This window comes from Paenibacillus sinensis (genome assembly GCF_019904155.1).
GTDB classification, from domain to species: domain Bacteria; phylum Bacillota; class Bacilli; order Paenibacillales; family Paenibacillaceae; genus Paenibacillus_AQ; species Paenibacillus_AQ sinensis.
The window spans coordinates 1-8339 of the sequence record NZ_JAHCMB010000108.1 but is presented as its reverse complement, the minus strand read 5'-3'; the positions used below and the strand labels follow the sequence as shown (position 1 = coordinate 8339).

The window sequence follows — 8339 nt, the reverse complement described above, 5'->3', positions numbered from 1 at the left end:
AAGTTTTCACTGGGTTCACATAGCATGCCTCTATATGTGGCGGAATTCATCTGAATAACTGTTTTGCAGATTTAAGATTTTTGTAGTCGCCAAAAATAAATTGCTCATATTTCAATTTCCGTTAACCCTAAACTCATTGCACTTCCTCCAACTTTTACCTCAAGCATCTCATTTCCCTTGACCATTAATGACCAGTTGCAGTTAAACGCCAAACAGCAAAATCAAAATTCATACGAGAATAAATACGCTCGCTTTTCAAATCCGAATTTTTGATAAAACTCATGCGCTTGTTCACGTTGAAATCCGGAATCTAACTCAACCCTTTTCATTCCTTGATTTTTTGATTTATTTATTGCTTCATCTAATAATACGGTGCCGAATCCTTTTCCTCTCTGCTTCTCATCTACAACCATAGCGTAAATGTAGGAAATATACCCTTCCTGCCAAAGATTATTTACAATTGCATATGCACAAAATCCAATAATAGCACCATCTAGTACAGCACATAAGAGTTCATCTGTTTGCGAGGAAACACCTCTGCTAAATACTTTATTGAGTTCTGCTTTGTTTAGTGTTTTGTTTGGCCATAACTGTTCAAATAATGGATATACGCTTTCGAAATCCTCACATGTTGCATTTCTAAACAAGATTTCCAATGTGACACTCCCTTTCATAATTATAGCATTGAACGCTGTTTCTGCGGTCATTTTACCACACAGAGCAGGTCAGGTCATCATTGCTCCTTGATCTAGTTAAGCGCTCACATTCCAGCCGGAGTCTGGACTCGCATCGTCCTCAGACATCCGTCGTTCGAAATAAGCTATCACCTGCCGGGCGACGGATTCCGGATAGTCAATGCCCAGCTCCCGGCAAATGTCCTCCGCGTCCTCATGATACAGCAACATCGCCTTGCGGATAGCAGCTTCCAGCTCCCCATACTCCGCAGGGGCGAAATACGCCTTCAGATGCTCCTGCTTCTCCTCCGGCACACAGTGCTTCACCTTGCTCTCCCATGCGCCCCAATCCAAAGTGTCATACCGGCTCAAGAGCAGATCAACATGGGCATGGAACAGCACATCTACATTTTTAATCAGCTTGAAGAGGTCCCTCCGCTTGAAGTACTTGATCAGCATTTCCGTATGAAACCAGTATGTATCCATGGCTCTTACAGCATCGGGAATATTGTTGTCCGTGCGGTAGCCCTGGCCGAGAAACGCCTCCACTTCTCCCGTTCTGTCAAAAATAATATGATCCTTGGTACAGCCTTTGCAATGCTGCCTGCACATCCAGGCCTCCGGATAACCGGCGTTAATAATAAAAAAATCAAATTGGTACAGATTTTCCCCCAGGCGTATAATGCTGCAATAGTTTTTGAAATGGGCGTCATTAAAACCCTCTCCCCAGAATATCAGCAGCTCGTCGGAGGCAGCCGCCAGCACCTTCGGCACATCTGCTGCGAACGCTTCGAAATCCCGGTCCTCTACCAGAAATACGGGGTCAAAATCCGAATATTCATCTTCCCCTCCCCTGGTGGCCGAACCGTAATGCCAGCCGCCCTTGCAGCGCTCGTCGCGCTTCAGTATGTCCACCACTTTACCGAACGCAGATACCAGATCCTTATGCATTAGCACTCTTCCCTTCCCGAATATAGGGTCATCGTACTGCATTTTTCCGGGAAAGTATTGCTCAATCCTAACAGTTTATGACAGAAAAATGATCAAGTCGCCAGCGTATCCCGATACCCCGATCAAGCTTTGCCGCGGCACCGCAGCGAAATGAAGCACATAAAGACCATTCCCCTTGGCCCAGTAACCGGCTAGTCGGCAAGCCAATATTTTTTTATTACCCGAAACAATAATTTCCATATGAAAATAGGTCAAATTACCATGGTATTTCCTATAACACATATCTGCTAAAGTAATCCCATACAAAGTAAGCGCTTTCACAAATGGGCTGGCTGAAGAAACCGCTGATCAAAAATAAGGAGGAATATTATGTTAGCAAAGGGGACTTGGTTTTCCCGGAAAAAGCTCGGCCTGCTTGTACTGATCGGATGTCTGGTTTTCGCTTCGGCGACCTATGCCGCATCATCTTCAACACCTTATGCCACGATTTCATGGGGAAACGGAAAGTACTACATTTCTAACAACACTTGGGGAAGCGCGAATGCAGGCAGCGGCTGGTGGGAGTCCATTTATTACAATAGCGATACCGATCTGGGGTGGACATGGGACTGGAAAGATACGGACCCTTACAGCGTGAAAGGCTATCCGTCGATTGTTTCGGGATGGCACTGGACTCAAGGCTATACAACGAACAGCGGATTCCCAACCCGAATTTGGGATAATAAGAATATCAATACGTCCGTCTCATACTCCTTAAGTGCAACCGGCACCTATAACGCAGCCTACGATATTTGGGTACACGACACAGATGCAGCAACTTACAATACCAGACCTACGGATGAAATCATGATCTGGCTGAATAATACGAATGCCGGTCCGATTGGATCTTACGTGGAAACCGTTACGATAGGCGGGGCAAGCTGGAATCTCTACAAAGGCTGGTTGTCAGACTCGTCGACTACCGGATGGAACGTCTTTTCTTATGTGCGTACGTCGAATACATCCAGCGCCACGTTGAACATACGCGATTTTACGAATCACCTTGTCTATACGAAATATTGGATGAGCAACTCGAAATTCATCAGCAGCGTCGAGTTCGGCTCCGAAATCTTTATCGGCAGCGGGAATTTGAATATCAGCAATTACTCCGTCAATGTTCAATAATAGCCACGGATAGCTGCAAATACCGAAATGCCTGGTAAATGCTTGAGTGCATTGCCAGGCTCCTTTGCTCCATCGACGGGCATTCTTGATAGTAAATTGCCAATCGACTCCCTGGCACTCAACTCGATTTCTGCGATATTGAGCCAACTGCCGTGTTTACTTCTTTGGGATTCCGCGAGTGGCCGTGAATTACGCGAACGTAGGTATGAGCAGAAAACAAGCTTATTCCTTAAGAATAAGTCCAAACATACTTACAAATATGTAGGCTTGCTCACGAGAAATAATGCAACCTTTCAAATCCTCCACTCCTACACCCAATCCATTGAACTCACAATCACTTAAATCAATTCCTTCTAGCTTCGTACCCGACAATTGAGCCAAATCAATTTTGGAACGGTATAATTCAAACTTTTGTAATTTAGAAAAGCTAAAATCTGACTTGCAGAAGGAACTATCTTGAATGATAACTTGTTTTATGCTCGAAGATCTGAAGTTTGCATAATCGGCTATACAACTATCAATTAGAACATTCCTCAAAGTCGCACCTGCGAAATTAATGCCGACCATTTTACATCCTTCAAACTTTGTTCTATGGATAATGGCATCAACAAAATCGACGTTAGATAAATCGCATTTTTCAAAAATTACATCTGTAAATTCAACTTTTGTTAATGATGTCTCTGTAAAAGTTACATTTTTAAAAATGATTTTATCAAATGCAACTTTATTAGCCACTTGATTATCAATCACACAGTCTTTAAACATTTTCATTTCTAAAAAATCATTGGGCTGCAGCATATCAAGCTGCATGAGGACAGGTAATTCCTCTGGAAATATTTTAGGCGATTCTATTTTCAACATTTTTTTGCCCATGCGTGTAATCTCCTTCACTTTTCCCCAACGCTAAAAATTGCTTTTGACTAGAACGTTAGTTCTTATTATATCTTAAGATTATGACCACTTCTACTTGGGAAACTAATGCGATTTCACAGTTCGCCCCCAGGGTGGGCTTTTTTATTTTGACAAACGAAAATAGTTACAGTAAACTGTAAACAATACAGCAAAGTGTAACTCATACAGTCGAGTGTCATTGGAGGTGTACCATGAATAGCTATACTGCTAAACAAATAGCTGAAATTCTGCAGCAAGATGACCCGCGCATGAATTTGCGAACGGTAAGGTACTACACTCAAATTGGTATGGTACCGCCTCTTGAATTAGCGGGTAACAAAAGGGTTTACACAGATAACCACATCCATTACTTTCGTGCAATTATTACCTTATCAAGAACCGGGGAAACATTGGCTTCCATTCAGGAAACATTGAAAAAACTTTCCCTGGAGGACATCGAAAAAGTAAGTCAGCAATTAACATTGTATGAACCTAGCCGAATTATTGAAAACGAAACTCTAAAGATTACGGATGATGTCATTATTACGATTAGCCCTCGAATTTCTGCAGAGTTAAAACAAAGAGTTATTGATTCCGTATCTGAAGTACTAAGGGGTGAAAATGAGTAATGCTTGACGTTAAATTAGCCAAGTCAAAGATGGAGAACGAAGAAGGAATGAATCATTTATGGATTCAGCTACTTCATGATGAAAAAGCTCAATCCCAAAAGTCGGAAATCCAAATCCAACTACCAAAAGGTATTTCTCGCTCGAATAACCTCAATGGTTTTGTCGAGAATGAACGAGGACACATTGTAGTTGATGACCACGATCAAGATGTTATCATAGAAATCTTCACCCAAGATGCGATTCAATGCGGCGAAATGACAATCGTAGTTAGCCTACTGACACCCGAGACCACGGTAAGCAGTGAAATTTCAATTCAAGTAGTCGAAGAAGAAGAAATGGACAGGGTTGAGATCGACGAACAAGTTGTCGAACGAATCAAAGAGTTAAGCAATGCCGCTCCACCCTACGATGCAGGAACAGATATTGTATCAATTCGACCAAGGATACTGGAGAAAAGGGATAATGAATTTTCGTACTTGGAGAAGAAATATCGTGTTGACTACTGAAGATCGGATTGGTGGTGGAGTGCGTCCGAATGTTCCCCGATGTTACTATTAAATATTGAGTCGATTCTCTCTAGGTCATAATTCAGTATCCACTCATTTCGTTTCAAATAAAGTTCTTTTAGCGTTTCCTTGGAATTGGATACAATATCTAATCCCCGACTATCGTAAAAATGAAAAATTGTATTTCTGGACTTGTTTACGAAATAGATATCGTAAGGCGAGAACAAACCGATAAAACTCCCAGCCATCGACCTCGCCATCAAAATTTTGAATATTTTTACAGCTAAGACTACGGATAACTTTTTGATTCTTCAATGCATGGTCGAACGCTTTTATCTTTTTGGGTTTAGGCACTCTTTTAAAATCATAATTGAGAGCAATTAGTATTTCGTNGAACATCTTTGAATAATGTTAGTGCTCGATGGTTCACTTGCTCTTGGTACTCTTCATCAGAGACAGAAGGGTCTGGATCCCAATTTCAAATCTGATCCCAACTTCCGCATTATAAAATAATGGTGAAGCAAGCTCTAACTTGGTCGAAAAGTTTTCATTAAGATAGCTATCTAATTCGTCGTTTGAATTTATTTTCATTCCTTTTCGCTCCATTTTCATCGTTATCAAGCTTAAATGACTTTCTCCAAAAATCCACAATATCCTCCTTGTTACCGCAGTTAAATCGCTTAATTTTACATGAAGATCGTCTTTATTGAGTAGATCCGCAGACACATATTGAACATGATTGTTAGATTTTCCACCACGACGCGATACGCCGATTACCGATAACACCATTCGCACCCACGACCAAGGCTCTTACATTATATCGAAGAGCACGCCCATAAGGATGCCCCCCGCCATAATGCCCTGTTTTGTACCAATAAAAAAGTCCATCCATGGAAAGGGCTCTTTTGAGCCCGAAAATATCGAACCAAATAGTGTAAATGAAAATCAACATATAGCGTTTAAAGAGAGAGCTTATTCAGGATTCCAAGTAGGACACTCCCGAATAAGCTCAATCAGAAACCTTATGATAGAACCGGGTATTTATGGAAACCGAAAGATCGACGTCCTGGCAATCACTCAGGGCGAGGTGCGGCTGGCCCAAGCCCAATTGAGCAGAGCCAATTCAACGCTACCTCATGCAGCACGTTGATGTTGTCTACCTGACAATGCTCTAATCCGCCAAGTCGTCGATCCTCTATCGGGAAGAACGTCTTGTTAGTCGAACCCGCTTGCTCATAATTTTTCAAGGCTTGTGTCAGCGGGTTTGGCTGAACCAGTATCTCTTCCGCTCCGTGCATTACAAGAAGCGGACATTCGATCTGGTGGAGCACGCCCTCAAGATCATAGGCAAAACGCGGATTACCCGCAAAGTCCTCCAAGCTTTTTGCTCCCAGAATTCTCATGCCATGTGTGGCGAGACTCGCTGGCATCCATTTAAGCATTGCCTCCCAATCAAAGGCGTGCGTACCACCATCGGAGATGACGGCGGCAATCCTGTGATCGAACGAAGCGAATCGCAAAGAGTCGTAAGCCGCAAAACTCTCACCGTGCACAATAATCTTATCAGGATCGACTTCTGGCCGTGTTAGAAGAAAGTCGATTGCTCGGGAATGAAAAGCCTCACTATCCGCTCGTCTTCCTTTTCCCTTTTCGTACATCGAGAGGCCGGTGCCAGGCTGGTCATAGACCAGAAAGTTATACCCACACGAAATAAAAGCGGGACCCAGCCAGAAATAGTTCTCAATTGACCACTCGTCGCCACCGTTGAGAGCAAAAAGGGTCGGCTTCGGACCTTTTATCCAGGAAGGGGAGAAGAAGTAACCATCCAACTTGACATCTTCGTAATTGACTTGGATTTTCTCCGGGTGGACATCGAAGTACTTTCCGGCAGCTTCGAAAAGCTCATTAACCTTTCTGAATATCCGGATTTTCTCAGTGTCGTCCTCCATCACCGCATATTCGGAAATTCGGTAGTAATTGCAGGCCCGAATGTAGCAATTTCGTGCGGTGTACCAGTTTCCGGCCGCCTCGGCCTCCTTGCCGTGCTTTTCCAAAGCCTGAGCCGTTATGAGCCATTCTCTGTGCCACGTATCCTTGTCGTCAGGATCGATTTTTTTGCAGGCCTCATAAATTTCAGTGACGTCCGTAGCACCGAGGCTGGCCATACCTAAAGCTTTGGTGACTTGGTATGACATCATGTAGTGATCGGGCCAACGGCTGAACTCAATTGACATTGTAACAGCTCCTTTTCCAGTTCTAGTTATTGTAGTTTTTAATACAAGATAATTTTTACAACACAAAGATAAAGCTTCTTTAAAAGAAAAATAAATGTTTGTAAAGAAAAAATAAAAAAATATAAAACACTGAAAAAACAAAAATGGCTGCTGCCTGGGTGTTCTCGGCTGGCAGCAGCCATTAACTCCTGTAGTAAACGAAAATGTGCAAAAACAAATCAGTGTTGTCCGGCCAACGGAAGGCTGAATCTTATCCCCAAACCGCCATATTCGGAAGAGTAGGCGCCAATTTCGCCCCTATGATGTTCAATAATGGATTTACAGCTTGCAAGACCCAGCCCCAGCCCGCCCTTTTGGATTTGCCGCGATTTATCCACAGTGAAAAATTTGAGGAACAGAGAAGATATATCCTTATCCGGCACACCAATTCCATTATCCTCGATTTGAAAAAAGGCATACTGTCCTAGCGGGTATCCGGTCATATACACTTTCAGGTTATTTTTCCCTCCATATCTTACAGCGTTGCTAAAGAGGTTGCCGAAGACCCGACGTATCATCGGTTCATTGACCATCAGCAATATATTTTCCGTGAATGAATGGCGGTAAGTAAGCTCGTTATCAAGTCCCGCCAACTCATACTCATATTCAAAGGCAATGTTTTCAAATAATTTTGATGCTTTTACAGGTGTAGCTACCATAGATTCCAACTCCAATTTTTCTTTGGTGAAGCTGGAGAAATCATTGATGAGTTCGACCATATATCCTGACTTCTTTTGAATCAAATCATAAATTTCCTGCTTCTCAGTCTCCGGTAAATCGTTGTGTGTAGCTAGCAGTTCACTAAAACCATTAATTGATGTCAAGGGTGTTTTCAAGTCGTGGGCAATTGCCGCGATCATATCGGTCTGCTCTGTGTGTGCGAGTTGAAGCCGATGCTCCATCTTATTGAAGTGTTTATAAAGTTCTCCGATCTCGTCATTACTTCTCAGAGCCAGCGGAGGCAGTGGATGAACAATATTTACTTCTTCAAGCCTGGTATTCAGAAGCTGAATGGGCTTCTCTATGCAAAAATGAATATAGATTATTAGAATAATAAATATGAAACAGGCAATTCCAAGTATGGGCAGGAGCAAGGCTATATATCGGGAGTCCAGCAATGAAGTGCGTATAGGGGAATAGATTGTAAAGACGAACTTCAGGTATATTCCAATTGAGAACATGAACATTATGAACATCAGCAAGAACAAAAGAGGAAGCTTTATTTTCAGTTTCATACTATTGCTCTCTTTC

10 protein-coding genes are annotated in these 8339 nt (G+C 42.6%); 3 read left to right on the top strand and 7 right to left on the bottom strand.

Going from position 1 to position 8339, the window contains the following annotated elements:
- Positions 1–221: 221 nt before the first annotated feature.
- Together KIH86_RS10795 and KIH86_RS10790 are read right to left on the bottom strand one after the other, a co-directional pair.
- Entirely contained in the window at positions 222–656 is a 435-nt protein-coding gene (locus KIH86_RS10795; RefSeq protein WP_223080780.1) for a GNAT family N-acetyltransferase, read from the bottom strand.
- Positions 657–752: 96 nt separating this feature from the next.
- A complete protein-coding gene (locus tag KIH86_RS10790) occupies positions 753–1625 on the bottom strand; it encodes an aminoglycoside 6-adenylyltransferase (protein WP_223080781.1) in 873 nt (290 codons plus the stop codon).
- A gap of 369 nt (positions 1626–1994) precedes the next feature.
- Between KIH86_RS10790 and KIH86_RS10785 the strand changes: the two genes are divergently transcribed.
- Entirely contained in the window at positions 1995–2789 is a 795-nt protein-coding gene (locus KIH86_RS10785) for a GH12 family glycosyl hydrolase domain-containing protein (protein WP_223080782.1), read from the top strand.
- Positions 2790–3011: 222 nt separating this feature from the next.
- On the opposite strand, the gene KIH86_RS10780 is transcribed toward KIH86_RS10785, so the two are convergent.
- Complete coding sequence (locus tag KIH86_RS10780; protein ID WP_223080783.1) at positions 3012–3662, bottom strand: pentapeptide repeat-containing protein; 651 nt, start codon at positions 3660–3662, stop codon at positions 3012–3014.
- 230 nt (positions 3663–3892) lie between these two features.
- On the opposite strand from KIH86_RS10780, the gene KIH86_RS10775 reads away from it, so the two are divergent.
- Positions 3893–4309 (top strand): MerR family transcriptional regulator, encoded by a 417-nt coding sequence (locus KIH86_RS10775; protein ID WP_223080784.1) that lies wholly within the window; start codon positions 3893–3895, stop codon positions 4307–4309.
- 29 nt (positions 4310–4338) lie between these two features.
- Positions 4339–4815: a hypothetical protein gene (locus KIH86_RS10770; protein WP_223110468.1), complete on the top strand. Its 477-nt coding sequence runs from the start codon at positions 4339–4341 to the stop codon at positions 4813–4815.
- Here KIH86_RS10770 and KIH86_RS30105 read toward each other — a convergent pair.
- The 4 genes from KIH86_RS30105 to KIH86_RS10750 form a co-directional block, all read right to left on the bottom strand.
- On the bottom strand, positions 4809–5063 hold the full coding sequence (locus KIH86_RS30105; RefSeq protein WP_223080786.1) for a DUF3885 domain-containing protein: 255 nt from the start codon (positions 5061–5063) through the stop codon (positions 4809–4811). The two genes, KIH86_RS10770 and KIH86_RS30105, sit on opposite strands and share 7 nt — an antisense overlap.
- 178 nt (positions 5064–5241) lie before the next feature.
- Complete coding sequence (locus tag KIH86_RS10760) at positions 5242–5604, bottom strand: hypothetical protein (protein WP_223080787.1); 363 nt, start codon at positions 5602–5604, stop codon at positions 5242–5244.
- 284 nt (positions 5605–5888) lie between these two features.
- Entirely contained in the window at positions 5889–7049 is a 1161-nt protein-coding gene (locus KIH86_RS10755) for an alpha/beta hydrolase (protein ID WP_223080788.1), read from the bottom strand.
- 218 nt (positions 7050–7267) lie between these two features.
- Positions 7268–8323: a HAMP domain-containing sensor histidine kinase gene (locus KIH86_RS10750; protein ID WP_223080789.1), complete on the bottom strand. Its 1056-nt coding sequence runs from the start codon at positions 8321–8323 to the stop codon at positions 7268–7270.
- Positions 8324–8339: the final 16 nt, after the last annotated feature.

Bases quoted from the DNA above. Each gene is read 5' to 3' on its own strand.
- KIH86_RS10790 (WP_223080781.1), bottom strand. From the start codon at position 1,625: ATGCATAAGGATCTGGTATCTGCGTTCGGTAAAGTGGTGGACATACTG.
- KIH86_RS10785 (WP_223080782.1), top strand. From the start codon at position 1,995: ATGTTAGCAAAGGGGACTTGGTTTTCCCGGAAAAAGCTCGGCCTGCTT.
- KIH86_RS10780 (WP_223080783.1), bottom strand. From the start codon at position 3,662: ATGGGCAAAAAAATGTTGAAAATAGAATCGCCTAAAATATTTCCAGAG.
- KIH86_RS10775 (WP_223080784.1), top strand. From the start codon at position 3,893: ATGAATAGCTATACTGCTAAACAAATAGCTGAAATTCTGCAGCAAGAT.
- KIH86_RS10770 (WP_223110468.1), top strand. From the start codon at position 4,339: ATGGAGAACGAAGAAGGAATGAATCATTTATGGATTCAGCTACTTCAT.
- KIH86_RS30105 (WP_223080786.1), bottom strand. From the start codon at position 5,063: ATGGCTGGGAGTTTTATCGGTTTGTTCTCGCCTTACGATATCTATTTC.
- KIH86_RS10760 (WP_223080787.1), bottom strand. From the start codon at position 5,604: ATGGTGTTATCGGTAATCGGCGTATCGCGTCGTGGTGGAAAATCTAAC.
- KIH86_RS10755 (WP_223080788.1), bottom strand. From the start codon at position 7,049: ATGTCAATTGAGTTCAGCCGTTGGCCCGATCACTACATGATGTCATAC.
- KIH86_RS10750 (WP_223080789.1), bottom strand. From the start codon at position 8,323: ATGAAACTGAAAATAAAGCTTCCTCTTTTGTTCTTGCTGATGTTCATA.